This is a genomic window from Mediannikoviicoccus vaginalis, assembly GCF_928097925.1.
In the GTDB taxonomy this organism is placed as follows: Bacteria; Bacillota; Clostridia; order Tissierellales; family Peptoniphilaceae; genus Mediannikoviicoccus; species Mediannikoviicoccus vaginalis.
This window is the reverse complement of the sequence record NZ_CAKMRI010000001.1, coordinates 642158-660042: the sequence shown is the minus strand read 5'-3', so window position 1 is coordinate 660042 and position 17885 is coordinate 642158. Positions and strand designations below refer to the sequence as shown.

Below are 17885 nucleotides of genomic sequence, written 5' to 3'. Positions count from 1 at the left end.
TATTAAAGTTGTTTAAAATTAAAAAATAAAGAATTGAATAGAGAAGTAGCATTCTATTTAACTTCAATTATTAGGCAAGCTTTAAAAAATACTGAATATAAAGATCAAATATCTAGCACAGTATTGACAGATATAAAAATTAAATTGCCAATAGACAGTAGAGGTACTTCAGATTGGGATTACATGGAAAGAAATATAGAAAACATAAAATTAAAATGGAATATAGCAAATTATAATATTTAAAACGAAAACGATTAGAAATAAAAATCTAGTCGTTTTTTTATTACAAGAAAGGAGTTTTATATGAAAAAATTAGAACAAATAAGACAAGAGTCAAAAGAAATAAAAGAAAAAATAAACGATACAGAAGAAAGATTAAGGCAACTAAAAAATCAAGAAAAGAAGATATTAAAACAAGATATAATAAAAAGAAGAAAAGAAAGAACTCATAGGCTAATAACAAGAGGAGCAATCTTAGAAAGCCTTATAGAAAATTCAGAAGAACTAACAGATGAAGAAATAAAAATCCTACTAGAAGAAGCAACAAAGACAAAAGAATTTAAAGAAACACTAAGAATAATGAGAGCAAATTAAGAAAAAATAAAGGGGTATGTAAATAATCAAATCTCCCTTAGATTTTCTAAGGGCGCAATTATACACCCTAAAGGGTGCTTGCGTCCTGCGGAGCCAAACCCTTGCAGGGAGCAAAAACCATTCGCTTTTTAAAAGTCAAGGGTAAATAAACTCGCTAACGCTCGCCCTTGACTTTTAAAATTTGAAATGAAAGTAACAATTAAGCCGACATACTGAAACAACAAAAATTAATTCAGTAGTCGGCTTTTTTAATTCTATCATTTCAAAACGCTCATTCACAAAGTGTATATAAAAAATCTTCTAAGCCTCCACCTAAAACAACAAAAAAAGAAAGGAAGTGATATAATGGCAGACAGTTTTCATTTTTCAGTAAAAATAATATCAAGAGGAAAAGGAAAAAGTGCAGTAGCAAGTGCAGCATATATAAGTGGAGAAAAAATAAAAAATGAATGGGACGGAGTAACCCATGATTATACAAGAAAAGAAAAAGTATTAGTAAAAAATATAATATTGCCTGATCATATACCAAAAGAATTTAATGATAGGTCTACATTATGGAATAAAGTAGAAATGGCAGAAAAAAATTCTAATGCACAACTAGCAAGACAATTCATAATAGGACTACCAAAAGAATTATCTTTAAGTGAAAATAAAAACCTAGTTGAAAGATTTATAAAAGAAAATCTAACATCACAAGGAATGATAGTAGATTATGCAATTCATGATGAGAGTCAAGACAAAAATGGAAATATTCATTGTCATATAATGACCATAATGCGACCCATAAACGAAAAAGGAGAGTTCTTAGCAAAGTCAAAAAAAGAATATATCCTAAATGAAAAAGGAGAAAAGATTTTAAACAAAAATGGAAAACCAAAGACAAGAAAAGTAGAACTAACAAGCTGGAATGATAAGGGCAATGTAGAAAAATGGAGAGAAAATTTTTCAGACCTTTGCAATGAATATCTAGCAAAAAACAAGATAGAAAAAAGAGTAGACCATAGGAGTTTTAAAAGACAAAATTCAGATTATCTACCGACAATCCATTTAGGATCAGCAGCAAGTGCAATGGAAAGAAAAGGAATAGAAACTGACAAGGGAAACTATAATAGAGAAATAAGAAAATATAATGAACTTGTAAAAACAATAAAAGAAGAGATAAAAATATTAAAGGGTTGGATAGGAAATCTATTAGATAACCTATCTACTGCTTATGAAAAATTTAAGGATATAGAAAGAGATAAGGTAATAGACAACCCTAAACTTTTCAATCTAACAAATTATCTATTAACTTATTCAGAAATTCAAAAAGAAAAAAGTAAATACCTAAAAGGATATGCAAAAACTAATAAAGAAAAATATGACTTCAAAAAGCTAACGAGTGCATATAGTTATTTAAGAAAAAATAATATAGAAACCATAGGTCAGTTACAAACAAAAATAGAAAGTTTAAAGTCTAATAGTTATAAGCTAAATAAAAAAGCGAAGACAATTCATAAAGAAATGGAAGATGTAGAAAAGAAAATTCTATACTATGAAATCTATAAAGCCAAAAAAGAAATTTATGAAGAATATCAAAAGAAAAATATATTCACAAAAGACACATTCTATAATAAACATAAGAAAGACATAGACCAATATAAGGTAGTAAGCGAGAAATTAAAAAAACTCCTATCAGATAAGGAAAAACTAAGTCCTAAAAAATGGAATGAAGAAAAAAGTCTTTTAATGGCAAATCTTGAAGAAATAAATAAAGAAAAAGACAAGATAAAAGATGAATACCAGGAAATTAATCATATAAAATATTCAGTAGATTTTGTAAACAAAGAACTTGGCATAGACTTATCCATAGAAATAGATAAGCTAATAAAACAAGGTGAAAAACCAAGTGTAATAGCACAGATTAAAAAGTTCCAAGACCAAGTTATTAAAGACAATGAATACAGAGAAATGATGAAAAACAAGAAAATGGATCAAGAAAGATAAGACCTGGTAAAAATATCTTATCCAAGCTATAATATAACCAAGAAAATAAAGGCAGATTTAGGAGGTAATAGAGATGAATAAAAGGCAAGAGCTAATAGATGAACTCATAAAAGCAGATCAAGATGGAACATACAAAACCTATAAAAGCACAGAAGAAATAAAAGCAATGAACAATGAAGAAATACAGATTATATATTCCAACATGAAAAACTATCTATCAGACATAAGAACACACATAAACTACTGAAGGTGGAAAAGCAAAATAAGAGCAGAAAAACAGTAAAAGGTACAAATACCTAAGAAAGATATAAAAACATCAAAATAAGCATTCCACCACCAACAACAATAAAATAAAACAATCAAAGGGAAGTATAGAAAAATTAAAGCCTATACTTCCCTTTTTTAATTCAAACAAAGGAGAGAAAAGCATGATAAACGAAGAAATAAGCAAAGAAGCAGGTCAAGCAGCACAAACCGTAATATCATACACAATAAAAGCAGCAAAAGAATCAATCAACTTAGACAAAGAAATAAGAAAAAAGATGAATGATACTTTAGAAAAAGCAAACGGAAACCTAAAAAGCCTTATGGGCGATGAAATGGAAATAAAAGACCTCTACAAAAAAGGACAACTAGAAAATATAAGCATAGATCAAAGCGACCTCAAAGACTTAAAAAAAGAACTAAACAAACTTGGAATAAGTTTCTCAGTAATGAAAAACAAAGAAAGCAAAAACTATGAAGTATTCTTCCAAGCCAAAGACATAAAAGTAATGGAATATGCCTTTAAACAAGTCATAGCCAAGGAAAATAAAAAAGAAAAAGAAAGTATCCTAAAACAAATAAAGAAATACAAAGACCTATCCAAGAACAAGGATAAGACAAAAGAGAAAGTCAAAAGGAAAGTAAAAGAAAAAGTAAAACCAAACAAAAAAGATATGACCAGAGAAATCTAAGGGAGTAACGAAAAGTTACACCCTTAAATAACTATAATAACAAGACTTCCGAAAATCGGAAATCAAGAATTTCGATTATCGAAAATCAAGAAAGGAGCAGATATGGCAACAAACAAAAGATATTATTGGATAAAATTAAAAGAGGACATTGTCCTTAATGAGTCCAACCCATGTCCGACAAGAGATAGAGAAAGATATAGAGATAGATAAAGAGAGAGAGGGAGAGATAGAAAAGATTTAACATTTTTGGTATAATCACATTAATTAAACTAAATGTGTAATGATAAAATGAGATTGTTTACCATAAGCTGATTGTGATAAAAAGATTAAAACTCCCACCATTGGAGCAAGAAATAGATAAAATAAAGAAAATCAGATTGGAGTGATGAGAATGGATAAAAAAGATTTAGCTATTATAGGAGATAGTGAATATATAAAAATGCTTGAGAAAATAAAAAAATCATATACAAGCAGGCAACTTAAAGCAGCAGTTTCGGTTAATTCTGAAATGCTAAAGTTTTATTATAGTTTAGGAGAAGAAATTATTAGCTTAAAGGCAGAAAGCAGATGGGGTAGCGGATTCTATAAAAAATTAAGTTCGGATTTAAAAAATGAAATTCCCAATGTCAAAGGATTTTCTGTTACTAATTTAAAATATATGAAAAAATTTTATGAAATGTATTCGCCATTAAATCGTCCACAGCTTGTGGACGATTTACAAATATCTAAAGTCGGTGGAGATTTTAATATGATTTTTAGTATCCCATGGGGACATCAAAGATATATTATGGATAGATGTGAGGGAAATTTGAATAAAGCATTTTTCTTTATATCTAAAACATTAGAAAATAGCTGGAGTAGAGCTGTGCTTTTAAATTTCTTGGATACAGATCTATTTGAGAGACAAGGAAAAGCAATAACAAATTTCACAAATAATTTGCCTGCTACACAAAGTGATTTAGCCAATGAAATGACGAGAGATCCGTATAATTTTGACTTTATATCTATAAGGCAAAATTATGATGAAAAAGAATTGAAAGACGCTTTGATGGATAATATTCAAAAATTCTTATTGGAACTAGGGACAGGTTTTTCGTTCGTGGGCAGAGAATATAGACTTGTAGTTGGGAATTCAGAAGAATTTATTGATATGTTATTCTACAACATTAAGCTACATTGCTATGTAGTTGTGGAGGTTAAAATTTCCGCATTTAAACCTGCGGATATAGGACAACTTGGAACCTATGTAACATCTGTAAATCATATATTAAAGGGAGATGGGGATAATCAAACAATAGGTCTTTTAATCTGTAAGACAAAGGATAATGTATTGGCAAAATATGCTTCTGAAAGTTCAAGAGAGCCTATTGGAATTTCAGAATATCATCTACAAAACTTAATTCCTGAAAGTTTAAAGGGAGCATTACCAACCATAGAAGAAATTGAAAACGAACTAAAATAAATTTTAAAAACATAATAAATGTACGCAAGACGGTAGAAGTAAAAACTATCGTCTTTTTTATTTGAAGAAAGGTAGGAGAGCATGGCAGATAAAAGAATGTTTTCACTAAAGATAGTAGATAGCGACTTATTTTTGGATATGCCACTAAGTAGTCAATGCCTGTATTTTCATTTATCAATGAGGGCAGATGATGACGGTTTTGTAAATAACCCTAAGAAAATCATCAAGATTATAGGAGCAAATGAAGATGACCTAAAAATACTTATTGCCAAAGGCTTTGTGATAGTCTTTGATCAGGGGATTATCGTCATTACTCATTGGAAGATAAATAACTTTATTAGAAAAGACAGATATAAGCCAACAATGTATATAGAGCAGAAACAGCAGCTTTATCAGACGGAAAACGGAGCATATGTTTCAGAAGAAAAAGTTGGTTGTCATCTGGTTAACCAAAGGTTGTCAAGTGGTCAACCCAGTATAGATAAGGGTAGATTAGATAAGGTTAGTATAGATAAGGGGAGAGAAGAACAGTCCACCCCCATTTTTTATGGAGAATTCAAAAATGTAAGGTTAAGCAAAGAAGAATATAAGAACCTTAAAGAAAAAGTAAAACCACACACAGAAATAATGATAAATAAACTATCAAGATACATGGAAAGCAGTGGAAAGACCTATCAAAACCACTATGCGACAATCTTAAATTGGTATGAAAAAGATAAAGACAAACTAAGACATCAAATGGGAAATAAAAAAATGAACTATGATGTAGGAGAATCTTTATAGATAAAAAGAGGTGGAAAGCCACTATTAAGGACTTTAAGTATAAAAAGGTATCAAAGTATGCCAGAGATAATAAAAATGTAAATATGACACTTAAAAGGCGATTAGAAAATTAAAAATCTAATCGCCTTTTTTTATTGCATGAAAGGATAAGCTATGACAAAAAGACAAACAAAATACATTGTAAAAAGAAATTATGATAATAGAAGAACAGATACAGAAGCTTTTCTAAGACTAATAAAGAAATCAAGCAAATTAAGTAAGGACAATGAAATTGAGTACAACAAATATAATATTGATAGTAATAAAAAAGAGTGCTATAATAAAAATAGTTTTAGAGAAAGTTGTGTTATTTCTGAAAACTCAAATAAGGAGGAATAGGAAATGATACAAACAAATTCAAATCACTTTTCATTCAAAGCTGCAATTTATTGCAGACTATCTAAAGATGATGAGCAGAAAGGAGAGAGTGCCAGCATACAAAACCAAAGGGAGCTATTAGAAAACTATGTAAAATCAAGAGGTTGGAGTATTTACGATGTATATATAGATGATGGATATACTGGATTAAATACAAATAGACCGTCATTTCAAAGACTAATTAGAGATATTGAAAATAAAGAAGTAGATATAGTCATCACTAAGGACTTATCAAGGCTTGGAAGAAACTATTTGCAGACTGGATACTATACAGAAAATTTCTTCCCAAAGAACAATGTCAGATATATAGCTTTAAATGATGGAGTAGATACCTTTCAAGAAAACAACGAAATAGTTCCTTTTAAAAATGTTTTAAACGAGTTTTATTCAAGAGATGTTTCCAAAAAGATGAAATCTGCCTATATGACAAGAGCAAGACAAGGAAAATTTATTGGTTGTCTTGCCCCAATAGGATATAGGAAAGACGATGAAGATCCACATAAATTAGTAATCGATGATGAAACTTCATGGATTGTTGAAAAAATTTTTGAACTTGCTTTTAGTGGTTATGGAGTCCAGGCAATTAGAAGAAGACTTTTTGAAGAAAAAATACCTACACCTACCTGGTGGAATAGAAAAAAAGGACTTAGAAATAAAAAAACTAAGTTAGAAATGACCATAGATGGTGGAGAGTATTGGTGGGACTGCACAACCCTAAAAGAAATTATTGAAAACCCAGTTTATATTGGTCATATTGCTAGTCAAAAAGTTAATTATAAATTCAAAGTAGGTTGGTTATCCGATAAACCCAAAGAGGAATGGATAATCGTAGAAAACACACACGAACCAATAATTTCTGAAGATATTTATAATATAGCGAATGAAAAATTAAAGAGTAGGAGAAGACCATTTAAAAATGGAGAAGAAAGTATATTTGCAGGCATTGTAAAATGCCCCGATTGTGGAAAATCTTTAAATCTTGGAAGAAACAAATCAAAAAAAAGAGAAAAGTTACTCACTTGTAACACTTATAGAAGATATGGAAAGTCATTATGTAGTCAACATAGAATTTATTACGATACTCTTTACGAGATAGTGCTTAAAGACATTAGGAAAAATGCAGAAATAGCATTAAAAGACGAAAAAGAAATCATAAAAGCACTTGAAAAATCACGAGAAATTGATAATGAAGAAGAACAAAAATTTATTATGGATAAGATTTACGAAGATCAAATAAGAGTAGAAGACTTAACTAAAAAGATTGAAAGATTATATGATGACTGGCTAGACAATAAGATAAGTGAAAGTAACTTCCAAAAAATTCTTGAAAAATCACAAAACGAACAAGATTATCTAAATCAAAGAATAAAAGATAATCAAAAATTGATTGTCAAAGAAGATCTTGAAGATATTAATGTTAAAAAATGGATTGAACTCATAAAAAAACATAGGGATATAAAGAAGCTGGACAAAGAAACCTTAAACGAACTCATCTCAAAAATCTATGTTCACGAAAAAGAAGTAGTGAATGGAGAAATCACCCAAACAATTGATATTTACTACAATTTCATAGGAAATACAGACACGCTACAAGTATTTTACAATCTCTAATTAGGCATAAAGCAGCTTATGGCTGGTGGGGGAATTGTACTAATCGGTATTAAATTAATTCCACTACTTGCAAATGCTTTAAAATAGGAGAAAGTCTATGTTTGGTATCTTTGACAAGCTAACTGAATTTTTTAAGGATATGCTACTCGGAGGTATCAAAGCAAATCTTGAGTCCATGTTCTTAGATATAAATGACAAGGTAGGAGTTATTGCAACTGATGTTGGGAAGACACCAATGGGTTGGAATGGAGAAGTGTATAACTTCATAAAAAACATTAATGATAATGTGATCGTTCCAATAGCAGGTCTTATCATAACAGCAGTTTTATGTATTGAACTCATAAATATGGTTATGCAAAAGAATAATATGCACGATACAGATACTTTTGAGTTTTTCAAATACATTATAAAGATGTTTATAGCAGTCTACCTTGCAAGCCATGCCTTTGAATTTTCAATGGCAGTCTTTGATGTGGCACAAAATCTTGTAAACAAAGCGGCAGGGGTAATCACTACTTCTGCCACTGTTTCAGGAGATCAGATAGTTGCAATGGTTGATACATTAAAAGAAAAAGAAATAGGTGAGCTTTTAATGATATTAGTTGAAACAAGCCTTGTAAGGATTGCAATTCAATGTATATCTTTAACTATTACCTTAATAGTATATGGGCGTATGTTTGAAATATATGTCTACTCATCAGTATCATCCATACCATTTGCGACTATGGGAAATAAAGAATGTGGTCAGATTGGAACAAATTATATCAAGGGACTTTTTGCCTTGGGACTACAAGGTTTGTTTTTGATGGTATGTTTAGGTATCTACACCGTTTTAATAAGAACGGTACAGATTACAGATATTCACGCAAGCTTGTTTAGTATATTAGGATATGCTCTACTACTTGGACTTATGATGTTTAAGAGTGGAACAGTTGCAAAAAGTATTATGAATACGCACTAGGAGGAATAAATGTTAAAAAAGAAAAATTGTGCTTTATTGGGACTTGGAATTTTATTAGGAGGAACTTATGAAATCTTAAAAGAGAAAAAAAGAAATGAAGAGATTAGAAACTTAAAGATGAGAATAAATAGACTCGGAAGATGTCACAATGAATTTGTTATGTATCAAGGCGAATACAATGACAGAAATGAAGAAAAACAAGAAGAATTAGAAGAAAGAATTAGCTACCTGGAAGAGGAAACAACATCTAATTATGACCATATACTTGAACTTTCCAAAGAAGAAGTAGAGGGAGATTAAAATGGCATATGTACCAATACCAAAAGATTTGGACAAGATTAAAACAAAGGTTGCCTTTAACTTAACCAAAAGACAACTTATAGGTTTTTCTGTGGCAGGACTAATTGGTATACCAACCTATTTATTTATGAAGAAATATCTACCTAATGATGTTTCTATCATTGTAATGCTAATAGTAACCCTGCCAATCTTTTTTATAACCTTATATGAAAAAGATACCTTAACTTTTGAAAAATATTTTAAATTTTTCTATCTTCATAAGTTTTATCAACCAACTAAGAGAATAAGAAAGGAGGCATACATTGAAGCAAAGAAAAAAGCAAATCAGCGACTTAAATCTAAGGGAAAAACAATTAAAAAAAGACCGAAAGGAAGTAAGAAGGCTAAAAACAAAGAAAGATCCAACAAATAGTCTTCTAAGTGTACTTTTAAAGAAAGAGAAAAAGAGATTTACTGTTGAAGATACAATTCCCTATATAAGAATGTTACCAGAGGGCATTTGCCAGTTAGATGAAAAAAATTATTCAAGGACAATTTCATTTCAAGATATAAATTACCAGTTGGCATTGGAAGAAGATAGAGATTTAATCTTTAACCAATTTGCCAACTTTTTAAATTCTTTTGATCCAAGTGTCCACATTGAACTTTCGTATGTAAATCAATTAGGAAGAAATAAAGACCTACAAGATGCAATTAAAATTGCTGATAAGGGAGACTTCTATGACGATGTAAGAAAAGAGTTTAGGGAGATGTTAAAGCTTCAACTTGCAAAGGGCAATAACGGACTTAAAAAGATGAAGTATATAACCTTTACAACAGAAGCCGATAACCTAGAGCAAGCAAGAGCAAAGTTAAATAGACTTGAAGTAGATATTTTATCTAACTTTAAATCTATGGGAGTAAGAGCAGAAAGCCTTGATGGTGAAGAAAGGCTAAGACTTGTTCACGATATGTTAAATCCAGACAAAAACTTTTATTTTTCATATAAAGATTTGAAGAAGAAAGAGTCTACAAAGTCACATATAACTCCCAATATCTTTAATTTTGCACCAGCAAATAATTTTAAATTTGGTAAATATATTGGAGCAGTAAGCCATTTTCAAATACTTGCAAGTGAGTTATCAGACAGAATGTTATCTGAGTTTTTAGATATTGATGACAATATTTATGTAGCTTTTCATATAGATGTAGTTGAACAAGCAGAAGCCATTAAACTCATTAAGAGAAAAAACACAGACCTAGACAGAATGAAAATTGAAGAACAAAAGAAAGCGGTTCGTGCTGGATATGATATGGATATTATTCCATCAGATATAAATACTTTTGGGGCTGATGTTAAGTCCATGTTATCTGATTTACAAAATAGAGATGAAAGGCTCTTTGTAGTTACCATAGTAATGATGAATTTTGCTAGGACTAATCAAAAATTAGAAAACACTATTGCTCAAATCTCATCAATTGCTAACAGACATAATTGTCAGGTAAAAAGATTATCTCATCAACAAGAGCAAGGACTCGTTTCTGTCTTACCTTTAGGAGTTAACCAAGTCGAGATAAAAAGATTTTTAACTTCATCATCAACGGCAGTATTTATGCCTTTTACAACAGAAGAGCTATTTATTGATTCGGCAAATTCTTTGTACTATGGATTAAATGCCCTTAGCCAAAACTTGATTATGGCAGATAGGAAGAAACTAAAGAACCCTAACGGTCTAATATTAGGAACACCAGGTTCTGGTAAATCTTTCTCAGCAAAGAGAGAGATGGCAAATGCAATTCTTGTCACAGATGATGATGTAATTATTTGTGATCCTGAAGGCGAGTATTCAAACCTTGTAAAACAATTTAATGGAGAAGTTATTAAAGTTTCAGCAAAATCAAAGGACTACCTAAATCCTTTAGATATTAATATGAACTATGGAGATGGGGACGCACCTTTAAAGGATAAGGCAAACTTCATAATGTCTATGCTTGAACTTGTAGTAGGAGGATCTGGTCTTACTGCTGCAGAAAAATCTGTTATAGATAGGTGCTTACCAAAGATATATCAAAAATATTTTGAAGACCCAAAACCAGATAATATGCCAATATTAGGAGATTTGTACGATATGCTCCTATCTCAAGAAGAGGGAGTTGGTAGGAAACTCGCAACAGAAATGGAAATTTATGTTAAGGGAAGTCTTAATGTATTTAATAATAGGTCAAATGTTGACTTAAATAGGCAACTGCTCTGTTTTGATATAAAAGAGCTAGGAACACAACTTAAAAAAATAGGTATGCTTGTAATTCAAGACCAGGTTTGGAACAAGGTTTCCCTAAATAGAGGAAGCAAGTCTACAAGATACTATATAGATGAGTTCCACCTTTTATTAAAAGACCCACAAACTGCTTCATATTCAGTAGAAATCTGGAAAAGATTTAGAAAATGGGGTGGTATTCCAACAGGCATAACTCAAAACGTAAAAGACCTCTTAACAAGTCAGGAAATTGAAAATATCTTTGATAATACAGACTTTGTTCTAATGTTAAATCAAGCATCTGGAGATAGAGATATTCTTGCTAAGAAATTAAAAATATCGCCTTATCAGTTAAACTATATTACTAATTCAAACGCAGGTGAGGGACTATTATTCTTTGGAAATACTATTGTTCCCTTTATAGATAAATTCCCTAAAGACACCATGCTATATAAGCTAATGACAACAAAACCAGAAGAAGCTAAGTAGGTGCAACATGGATAAAAAACTAAAAAAAGATTTTCAAAAGAAAATTATACGAAATAGGGACGCTCCTGAAAAGAATATGGATAGTAAACTTGTTCATTCAGATGATTATACCAATAAGATTATTAAGACTAAGGATAGGTTCGGAGATAAAATTTCAGAAAAAGAATCTAAACTTATCCATGAGAATGTATTAGCTAAAGATCAAAAACAGGATAAACTAAAAGATTTTCAGAAGGCTAAAAACAAGGAAAGAATCAGAAAAGAAGTTTTAGATAATAATAAGGCTGAAGAAACAAAACAAACTAATCTTGAAATAAGGACAGATGAAAGCTTTAAACTTGATGAAGACTTAGATGTAGACTTCAAAAAGGTAAATTTTGATAGTGAAAATAGTAGAAATATTAATTCTAATAAACTAACAACAGATGATATTTCAGCTAACGCTCAACCAATAAGCAATAAGAAGGCATCAAGTAAAAGAAAAGTTCTTAAAAATTATGAGGATAAACTTATCCATAGTAAGGATAAATTCCAAGACAAAATCAACGAGAAAGAGTCTAAGCGAATCCAGACAAGTGAAGATAAACCTATCGAAGCAGAGAAAAGCAAGAGAATATATAGAAAAGATAAGCTTGTTAAAGATGAAGTGAGCAAGAACGACAGTAATGCTAATATCGATAAAAAGCGAAAACAGAAACTTTATCAAGAAAAGAAGTTTAGAGATAAGGAGAAAATTTCTAAAGAAAAAGATAAAGAAAATAAGCTAAACGAAGTTGATACAGATAAAACTTTTGATAATCCTGAGTTTAAAGACAATAATCAAGAATTTATAAAAGATGAAAAAGAAACAAGCCTTAAACCTTCAGAACAAAAGAAAGTTAATAAAAAGAAGACTTACTACAAGAGAAAAAATTATGAAAGTGATAAATTTACTCGAAAGAAAATCGATGACTTAAAAAATGAATCTAAGAAAGTTACACCGAAAGATTCTAAGAAGGCACAAGATGTTAAAGACTTTATATCAGATAAAAAGATTGGAGAGCTTGAAAAGTCTAAAAGCAAGCTAAAGGATAATATTTTAAAGAATAAAACTAAAGGAAGTCTATCTTCTGGGGTTTTATTATCTGGAGCTAAGTCATCAGAGTTAGTGAGAGATTATTTAAGTTCAGGATCTGATAATACTGGTGTAGAATCTGGAGAAAAGGCCGCTAATGTAAGCTCTAAACTTCAGCATGGAATAAGGAAGTATAAGTTAGACAAAAAGAAAAAGTCATTAAAAAAGCTATCTACACTTGATAAGAAAATAAGAAATAGAAAAAGCAAGTTGGAGTTTAAAAGTGGCTTGGAAGATTTAAAAAAGTCAGACTCCTATATAAAGAAAAATAGATTTAAGAAGTTTTACCAAAGAAAACAAATGAAAAGCATGATAGCTAAAAAGCACGAAACAAGACTGGTAGATAGAGTTAAAAAAGCTATTTTAAGTTTAGGTAAGGCTTCTAAAGAGCTAATCGTAAGAAAAAGTAAGATGGTTCTATTTCTAGTAATAGGACTAGGTCTTATGCTATCAATCATGATTGGTGGTGGAAGTGTTGGTATGAGTGGATTAAGTAACTCTGTTAACTCAGTAATGACAACAACATACCTATCACAAGATACAGTTCTAAGTGAAGTTAATCAAGAATTTTCATCAATGGAGTATGACCTACAATCACAAATCGAAAGTGTAAAAACAAGTCATCCTGGATATGACGAATATATTATAAATAAAGATGGAGAAATTGGTCATAATACCCATGAACTTTTATCCTATATAACTTCAAGATGTGGTGAAGTAAAATCAGCATCTGAAGTAAAAGGAATTTTAAAAGAGCTTTTCGATAAAATGTATAAGCTTGATTTTAAGGAAGAAATCGAAATTAGAACAAGAACAGTAGAAAGAACTAGATATGATAGTCGTGGTAATCCCTATACTAGCTATGAAAAAGAAGAGTACGAATATAAAAAGTTAATTGTAACTTTAAAGAAAAGAGAAATGGATGAAGTTGTTAGGGAAATATTTAAAGATTATCCAGACAATGTAGTTCATTATGAAGCTCTTCTTGAAGCTAAGGGAAATATGGGAGATGTTTTTGGATCAGGTAATGGGGACTTAGGAGAAATAGTAGATAATCCAAACTTTGGAAATCCTGGTCTTGCTTTTGATTCAGCTACTGCCAAAGCCTTATTTAATGAAGCAGAAAAACATATAGGCAAAAGATATGTGTTTGGAGCAAGTGGACCATCTAACTTTGACTGCTCAGGTTTTGTATGTTGGTCATTTACAAAGTCTGGTGTAAAGAGAATGCCAAGAACAACTGCATGGAGAATATACAAAGACTATTGTAACCCAGTCAGTCCAAGTGAAGCTCAACCTGGAGATATTATATTTTTCCATTCAACATATAACAGTGGAACACCAATATCTCACGTAGGAATATACGCAGGTAATGGAATGATGATTCACGCAGGAGATCCAATTCAATACACATCAATAAATTCAAAATATTGGAAATCACACTTTTATGGTTTTGGAAGACCAAGATAGAAGGGAGATATTATGTGAACAGAAAGCTTATAAGTATTAGAAACAAAAAGAAAAAAATAGAAGAGAAGTTAAAAGATTTAAATGCAAAATACAAGGAAATTTGCGACGAAGAAATACAAGTTGAAAATGAAGAAATAATTGTAACTCTTAGGAGGAACAATATTAGCTTGGAAGAATTAATGGAGAAAATTAATGAAAGAAAAAGAGAAGAAAAATTAAAAGAAAAGGAGAACATTCATAATGAAGAAATTTAATACGAACAGACTAAGAGCCTTTTTTATGGCTCTTTTATTAGTTTTAACATCAACTGTGCATACAAGTGCATTTGCAAAGTCTGATGTTACTTGGACGGAAGATGATTTTATGTATTCCTCTGAGGGAAATATAATTGCCTTTAGTGATAAAGGCTTAGAAAAGAAAGAGAAGACAAATATTCTAGTATTTCCTGAAGGAACGAAATCTATAAATGGAAATTATTCTTTAAGTCATTCAAACGATGAACTTAGATATAAAAGAGAATTTGGACGTGGCAAACATTGGGAAAAAGTAATTATTCCTGATTCTGTTAAGCATTTAGGTTATGCTGCCTTTTACGAAGCAAGTATAGACGAGGTAAAACTATCAAATAGTCTAACTTATCTTGGTGGTTTAGCATTTTTCAATTGTGGACTTAGAGAAGTGACTTTACCTGATACTTTGGTAAATATTGAACATAATGCTTTTGAAAGAAATAATCTTCAAGAAATAACTATACCGAAGTCTGTGAAGACGATTGAACAGTATGCTTTTTCAAGAAATAAACTGCACACTATAAAAGTTTTAGGCAATCCAAATATTAACAGTAAGGGAGTATTCCATAATCAAGAAGTTGAGTATAGACCAAAACAAAATCCATTTTACGAAAATCTTTTTGGTTTCAACGGAAATCAAGGATTCAAATCTATTCCTAATGGATTAAGGTTTGAAAATGGAGAGTTTGTCTTTGATAAGAATGTAGATAGTGTAGAACTTGAATTCGATTATAACAATGATATGTATCAAGGAAAGATGACTATTTTCAATCCAAACAAATATTCCATCGATACTCAAACTGATTTGACAGGACAAGATATTGATGGAAAGGACAATAAGATTGATGATTTAACTAAAAACATTAAGGACTTAGAAAATCAGATCAAAGACTTAAATGATAAGAAAAAAGAAGACCAATCAAAGATAGATGAATTAAAGGAAAAGTTAGAATCTTGCAAAGATAATGGAGAAAAACTAAAACAAGAAAAGGCTAAGCTAGAAGAAGAAATTAGAGATAAAGATAATAAGATTGCTCAATTGAACAAAGAAATTGAGGATCTTAAAAACTCCAATAATAATGAACTAATAGCAGAAATTACTCAGCTTAAAGATGAATTAAAAAGATTACAAGATGAAAATGCAAAGCTAAATGAAGATTATTCATCTACAAAATGGGAGTTAGAAGCTGAGAAAGAAAAGACCGATAAAAACGAAAATAAAATCAAAGAAATGCAAGAAAAGCTCAAGTCTTTAGAAGGAGAGCTTGAAAAGAAGACTAAAGAAATTGAAGATAAAGACAATAGAACTAAGGACTTAGAAAAAGCTCTTGATGAAAAAGATGCTAAGATAAAAGACCTTGAGTCTAAAAAGAAAGAGACAGAAAATTCTAAGTCAGAATGCTTTAAGAAAATTGAAGAGCTTCAAAAGGCTATTGATAGTTTAAAAGAATCTTCTGAAAATACAAAAAAGGAATTAGAAGATAAGATTAAAGGACTAGAAGAAAAACAAAAAGATTCTGAAGAAGAAATTAAAAAGCTAAAAGAAGAGTTAGATAAGAAAATTGAAGAAGCCAAGAAGTTAATCGAGGAAGCGAATAAAAAAGAAAAAGAAGAACTTGAAAAACAAGCTAAAGATGAAAAGGATAAAAATCTAAATCAAGACTTATCTAAAAAATTATATGAACTTCTAAAACTCCAAAAAGAAAACAAAGAGAAGAAAGAAGATAAGAAATCTCAAGATAAGAAGTGGGACGAACTTTTGAAAGCTGATGACAAGAATATCCTAAATCAATTTGATCTTAACAAGATGAAAAAACAAGAGGAACAACAATCCAAAAAACAAGTTAAAGATGAAAAAGAATTTGCAGTTTTCCAAGTAGATAAAAACTTCTACAACATTATCAACAAAGATGGTAAGACAACAGTATATATGGATGTAAAAACTTATGTGGATCAAGGAAGAACTATGATTCCAGTAAGATATATTGCATATACTCTAGGTTTTAATGTTGAGTACGACAACTCTACTCGTGAAGCTATTTTCTCAAATAAAGAGAATAATATCTTAGCTAAAAAGACATTAAGACTAAATATTGATACTGGTGTTATGAAAGATTCAGATGGAAAGGTCTACAATTCAGATGTTAAGCCAGTGATTATAAATGGAAGAATTCATGCTTCAATTTCAAATATTGCTAAAGCTTTTGGGGCAAGTCATGGAGATATTAAAGATGGTAAAAACCAAACAATAGAATGGGACAATGCTAGAAAAGCAGTCTATGTATTTAAAAATGTAAAATAAGAAAGGATAGAAAAATGAATAAGAGTATTAAACGAGGAGTAGCCATAGCGTTACTCCTTTTTACATTTACAGTACCAGCAACTACATTTGCGATGACAAATGAAGGGCAAATAGAAAGTCAAAACGAATCAATCTATGAACCACAAAAAGAAGAATTTGAAAAAATGTTGAAAGATGATGTTTTTACACCGTCAAAAGAAGAGATTCCTTATCAAGATGTTCCAAGAATACCAGGAAATGCAAGTGAAGCAAATAAGCCTTCAACTAATCCTCCTAAGAAAACACCACTTGTAAAAGGTGGTAATACAAAGGCAGTAAATAATCTTGCAACACAAGAAAATAAAGCAAGAGGTTCAGTAATTGAAAATGTAGATAGGAATGGAAAAGATATTACACCAAGTGGAGATACAGAAAAAGATAAAGAAAATCCAGTAGATGTAAGACAATTTTTAACATTTCAAACTAAAAGTGGAAAAACTATGCACCTAATAGTGGATCACTCATCAAATCAAGATAATGTAAGATTATTGACAGAAGTAGGAGAGCAAGACCTACTTAATATGATTGAATCAGAAGATAAAAATACTATAAAGGTTGAAGAACCTAAGAAAGAAGAAGTAAAAAAAGAAGAACCTACAGTTGTTCCAGTAAAAGAAGAAAAGAAAAGTGGGATAGGTTCATTTCTAATTGTTGCACTTGTAATTGGAGGAGTTGTAGGAGCAGGATATTATTTTAAGGTAGTTAAAGCAAAAGAAGATAAAATGTTGGAAGACTTTGAAGAAGATGATGAGGATTATATTAGTGAGTCAGAAGATGATGACGATGACGAGAGTCATGAAGAATCTTTAGATGAAGACGATGAAGATGATGAACTATTATAATAATTTTTAAAAGCGTGAGCGAGAGAGAAATC

Annotated in this window: 16 protein-coding genes and 1 pseudogene; all 17 read left to right on the top strand. The window is 30.3% G+C overall.

The window, feature by feature from the left end; all coding sequences use genetic code 11:
* Window positions 1-303 precede the first annotated feature (303 nt).
* The 17 genes and pseudogenes from L6651_RS03245 to L6651_RS03165 all read left to right on the top strand — a co-directional run bounded on the left by L6651_RS03245 (window position 304) and on the right by L6651_RS03165 (window position 17853).
* A complete protein-coding gene (locus L6651_RS03245; protein WP_237036604.1) occupies window positions 304-594 on the top strand; it encodes a DUF3847 domain-containing protein in 291 nt (96 codons plus the stop codon).
* Between the two features lie 345 nt (window positions 595-939).
* Window positions 940-2580 carry a MobQ family relaxase gene (gene mobQ, locus L6651_RS03240; protein WP_237036603.1) on the top strand — a complete coding sequence of 547 codons (1641 nt, stop codon included), beginning with the start codon at window positions 940-942 and terminating at the stop codon, window positions 2578-2580.
* A gap of 73 nt (window positions 2581-2653) precedes the next feature.
* The gene (locus L6651_RS03235) at window positions 2654-2827 is read left to right on the top strand and encodes a hypothetical protein (RefSeq protein ID WP_019124119.1); all 174 of its coding nucleotides are present in this window, start codon (window positions 2654-2656) and stop codon (window positions 2825-2827) included.
* 181 nt (window positions 2828-3008) lie between these two features.
* A complete protein-coding gene (locus L6651_RS03230; RefSeq protein ID WP_237036602.1) occupies window positions 3009-3536 on the top strand; it encodes a PcfB family protein in 528 nt (175 codons plus the stop codon).
* Window positions 3537-3927: 391 nt separating this feature from the next.
* The gene (locus L6651_RS03225; protein WP_072536768.1) at window positions 3928-4998 is read left to right on the top strand and encodes a PDDEXK nuclease domain-containing protein; all 1071 of its coding nucleotides are present in this window, start codon (window positions 3928-3930) and stop codon (window positions 4996-4998) included.
* An 81-nt stretch (window positions 4999-5079) separates the two neighbouring features.
* A complete protein-coding gene (locus L6651_RS03220) occupies window positions 5080-5781 on the top strand; it encodes a replisome organizer (protein ID WP_156700660.1) in 702 nt (233 codons plus the stop codon).
* A 153-nt stretch (window positions 5782-5934) separates the two neighbouring features.
* On the top strand, window positions 5935-6159 hold the full coding sequence (locus tag L6651_RS03215) for a hypothetical protein (RefSeq protein WP_072469067.1): 225 nt from the start codon (window positions 5935-5937) through the stop codon (window positions 6157-6159).
* 3 nt (window positions 6160-6162) lie between these two features.
* The gene (locus L6651_RS03210) at window positions 6163-7809 is read left to right on the top strand and encodes a recombinase family protein (protein WP_237036601.1); all 1647 of its coding nucleotides are present in this window, start codon (window positions 6163-6165) and stop codon (window positions 7807-7809) included.
* A 3-nt stretch (window positions 7810-7812) separates the two neighbouring features.
* Window positions 7813-7896: pseudogene (locus L6651_RS03205) on the top strand (Maff2 family mobile element protein); the annotation flags it as partial.
* Between the two features lie 10 nt (window positions 7897-7906).
* Entirely contained in the window at window positions 7907-8770 is an 864-nt protein-coding gene (locus tag L6651_RS03200) for a VirB6/TrbL-like conjugal transfer protein, CD1112 family (protein ID WP_237036600.1), read from the top strand.
* 9 nt (window positions 8771-8779) lie between these two features.
* The gene (locus L6651_RS03195) at window positions 8780-9070 is read left to right on the top strand and encodes a hypothetical protein (protein ID WP_237036599.1); all 291 of its coding nucleotides are present in this window, start codon (window positions 8780-8782) and stop codon (window positions 9068-9070) included.
* Window position 9071: 1 nt separating this feature from the next.
* On the top strand, window positions 9072-9482 hold the full coding sequence (locus L6651_RS03190; RefSeq protein ID WP_008902108.1) for a PrgI family protein: 411 nt from the start codon (window positions 9072-9074) through the stop codon (window positions 9480-9482).
* The gene (locus L6651_RS03185; RefSeq protein WP_305067679.1) at window positions 9373-11796 is read left to right on the top strand and encodes a VirB4-like conjugal transfer ATPase, CD1110 family; all 2424 of its coding nucleotides are present in this window, start codon (window positions 9373-9375) and stop codon (window positions 11794-11796) included. The genes L6651_RS03190 and L6651_RS03185 overlap by 110 nt, the downstream gene beginning before the upstream one ends.
* A gap of 7 nt (window positions 11797-11803) precedes the next feature.
* Window positions 11804-14380 carry a CD1108 family mobile element protein gene (locus L6651_RS03180; protein WP_237036598.1) on the top strand — a complete coding sequence of 859 codons (2577 nt, stop codon included), beginning with the start codon at window positions 11804-11806 and terminating at the stop codon, window positions 14378-14380.
* Window positions 14381-14394: 14 nt separating this feature from the next.
* Window positions 14395-14634, top strand: a complete 240-nt coding sequence (locus L6651_RS03175) for a hypothetical protein (RefSeq protein WP_237036597.1) — start codon at window positions 14395-14397, stop codon at window positions 14632-14634.
* Window positions 14621-16972 (top strand): leucine-rich repeat protein, encoded by a 2352-nt coding sequence (locus tag L6651_RS03170; protein WP_237036596.1) that lies wholly within the window; start codon window positions 14621-14623, stop codon window positions 16970-16972. Before L6651_RS03175 ends, L6651_RS03170 begins: the two co-directional genes overlap by 14 nt.
* Window positions 16973-16986: 14 nt before the next feature.
* Window positions 16987-17853, top strand: coding sequence for a CD1107 family mobile element protein (locus L6651_RS03165; RefSeq protein WP_237036595.1), 867 nt, complete (start codon window positions 16987-16989; stop codon window positions 17851-17853).
* Window positions 17854-17885 lie beyond the last annotated feature (32 nt).

Coding starts and splice junctions, on each gene's coding strand:
- L6651_RS03245 (WP_237036604.1), top strand. CDS start 304: ATGAAAAAATTAGAACAAATAAGACAAGAGTCAAAAGAAATAAAAGAA.
- mobQ (WP_237036603.1), top strand. CDS start 940: ATGGCAGACAGTTTTCATTTTTCAGTAAAAATAATATCAAGAGGAAAA.
- L6651_RS03235 (WP_019124119.1), top strand. CDS start 2,654: ATGAATAAAAGGCAAGAGCTAATAGATGAACTCATAAAAGCAGATCAA.
- L6651_RS03230 (WP_237036602.1), top strand. CDS start 3,009: ATGATAAACGAAGAAATAAGCAAAGAAGCAGGTCAAGCAGCACAAACC.
- L6651_RS03225 (WP_072536768.1), top strand. CDS start 3,928: ATGGATAAAAAAGATTTAGCTATTATAGGAGATAGTGAATATATAAAA.
- L6651_RS03220 (WP_156700660.1), top strand. CDS start 5,080: ATGGCAGATAAAAGAATGTTTTCACTAAAGATAGTAGATAGCGACTTA.
- L6651_RS03215 (WP_072469067.1), top strand. CDS start 5,935: ATGACAAAAAGACAAACAAAATACATTGTAAAAAGAAATTATGATAAT.
- L6651_RS03210 (WP_237036601.1), top strand. CDS start 6,163: ATGATACAAACAAATTCAAATCACTTTTCATTCAAAGCTGCAATTTAT.
- L6651_RS03200 (WP_237036600.1), top strand. CDS start 7,907: ATGTTTGGTATCTTTGACAAGCTAACTGAATTTTTTAAGGATATGCTA.
- L6651_RS03195 (WP_237036599.1), top strand. CDS start 8,780: ATGTTAAAAAAGAAAAATTGTGCTTTATTGGGACTTGGAATTTTATTA.
- L6651_RS03190 (WP_008902108.1), top strand. CDS start 9,072: ATGGCATATGTACCAATACCAAAAGATTTGGACAAGATTAAAACAAAG.
- L6651_RS03180 (WP_237036598.1), top strand. CDS start 11,804: ATGGATAAAAAACTAAAAAAAGATTTTCAAAAGAAAATTATACGAAAT.
- L6651_RS03170 (WP_237036596.1), top strand. CDS start 14,621: ATGAAGAAATTTAATACGAACAGACTAAGAGCCTTTTTTATGGCTCTT.
- L6651_RS03165 (WP_237036595.1), top strand. CDS start 16,987: ATGAATAAGAGTATTAAACGAGGAGTAGCCATAGCGTTACTCCTTTTT.